General features: G+C 62.4%; 2 protein-coding genes. Both read right to left on the bottom strand.

Going from position 1 to position 1599, the window contains the following annotated elements; translation table 11 throughout:
* Positions 1-148: 148 nt before the first annotated feature.
* Positions 149-979 carry a DUF4123 domain-containing protein gene (locus tag EKA13_RS27100; RefSeq protein WP_065762021.1) on the bottom strand — a complete coding sequence of 277 codons (831 nt, stop codon included), beginning with the start codon at positions 977-979 and terminating at the stop codon, positions 149-151.
* A partial coding sequence (locus tag EKA13_RS27965; protein ID WP_425415186.1) for a bacteriophage T4 gp5 trimerisation domain-containing protein occupies positions 976-1599 on the bottom strand: 624 nt, incomplete at its 5' end. The genes EKA13_RS27100 and EKA13_RS27965, both read right to left, overlap by 4 nt.

Consider the following 1599-nt stretch of genomic DNA (forward strand, 5'->3'; position numbering starts at 1 on the left):
ACATCGGGATCCTTGATGATCGGGTTGAGCGCCAGTACCTCTGGCACGCTAGACCCATTCTGCTGGGCGATGAGCACTAGCGTGTCGCCGGCTTTGACGGTGTAGGTGTTAACCAGCATCTGTTTGTCGTCCTTGTACGTTATTACAGTTAGAGGCGTTCAAGCGCGCTGAGCTTGTCCGCACTGGCAAGGTCATCACGCACCAGATATTCAGCGTGTGGCGTGTTACGCCAGAAGTGGTCGCCCTTGACCAGCGCTATGCGTAACCAGCGCTCCATATCAAGCCTGTGCGAATACCCCGCCCGCCGGGCGCCCAGCAGTTGTCGAAGCACAAACTCGACCGGTTCAGGCATGGGTAACGCCCGCTGATAGTCCTGGGCCAGGCGTTGCGCCAGTACCTCAAGTTGTCGCTGTTCCAGCCCTGCCTGATGCGCCTGGCTCAGGTACAGCCACCCCGGCGCACGCAGTTCGCCGTCCCATTCGGGGTAAGGGTTGGCGCAGTGACGCCAGCCAAGTTCGTTGCGCCAGGCCAGGTCAGTGCAGGGGCCGATGAAATGTGCCCGCTCACGGTCGTCGAAGCTGGTGAGCAACGGTTCGAGCCAGCGCGGATCGAAAAAACGCAGCATCCGCAGGGAGGTGTCGGTGCGCATCGTCAGCAGGCTGCGCCAATGTGTTACGGCCTGCGAAAGGGAGGCGCCGTCCGCCAGGTACGCCACATACCCGGCATCGGCCCGCTCCAGCAGGCCACGGGCGTAGTCGGCGAGTTCGCCATGGGCCGGGCAGCGCAGCACATAGGGGCCAGCGGCTTGCAGCCCGGCGTAGGGCGTGCCCTCGAACAATGGCACGCAACAGGCGGCGGTGTAGCCATAGGCATGCTGGAGGGTGGTCGGCAGGTTCATGTCGAAACAGGCGTCGAGGATGACGCACAAGGTTCCCGACGCAACAGGCGCCTCGAACGGTGAAGTAATGGATGTGATCATGCTGGCTTCCCTGATTGATGAACTGGGCACTCGCATAAACCACCGCAGTCACAGGTTGTTTCTGGCGACAGTGAGCCCGCCTGCACTTGCGGTAGGTAGGTCGGCAGGCTGAGAAGCGGCAGCCCAGGCAACACCGAGGCTGCAGCCGTGCCGGTCATGGGTGCACCGCCCAGTTGAATTTCCGTACTGCTGAATATCCCTCCGGCGCTGATGACCAGGTGGTGGCCTCCCGCCCTCAAGGTGAGGCTGGCCCCGGCCTCAAGCACTACCTTCAACCCGGAGCTCAGGTGTATCTGTTGCCCCGCCTCCACTACCAGCGTCTGCCCAATCCGGGTGTGGCTGCTGGCCCCCACGTCCAGGTACTCACTGGCCTTGAGCTGAACCTTGCGATCCGCCAGTACCGTGAAATGCTCTTCTGCTTCCAGTACCGTGATGCTGTTGCCCGCGACCCGGGCCGTGTACTCACCGCCCACCTCCAGCCGGCTGTCACGCTCGACCTTCTGCTCCAGGTCTCGCTGGGCGCGCAGGTAGATCAGTTCGTGACCTTTGCGGTCCTCCACATGCAGTTCGTTGTAGCCACCACCATCCGGTGTACTGCGGCTGCGAAACACACTGCGGGT

The sequence above is a fragment of the Pseudomonas defluvii genome (assembly GCF_001695625.1).
In the GTDB taxonomy this organism is placed as follows: Bacteria; Pseudomonadota; Gammaproteobacteria; order Pseudomonadales; family Pseudomonadaceae; genus Aquipseudomonas; species Aquipseudomonas defluvii.

Excerpts from the sequence above, each read along its gene's own strand:
- EKA13_RS27100 (WP_065762021.1), bottom strand. The coding sequence starts at position 979 with ATGATCACATCCATTACTTCACCGTTCGAGGCGCCTGTTGCGTCGGGA.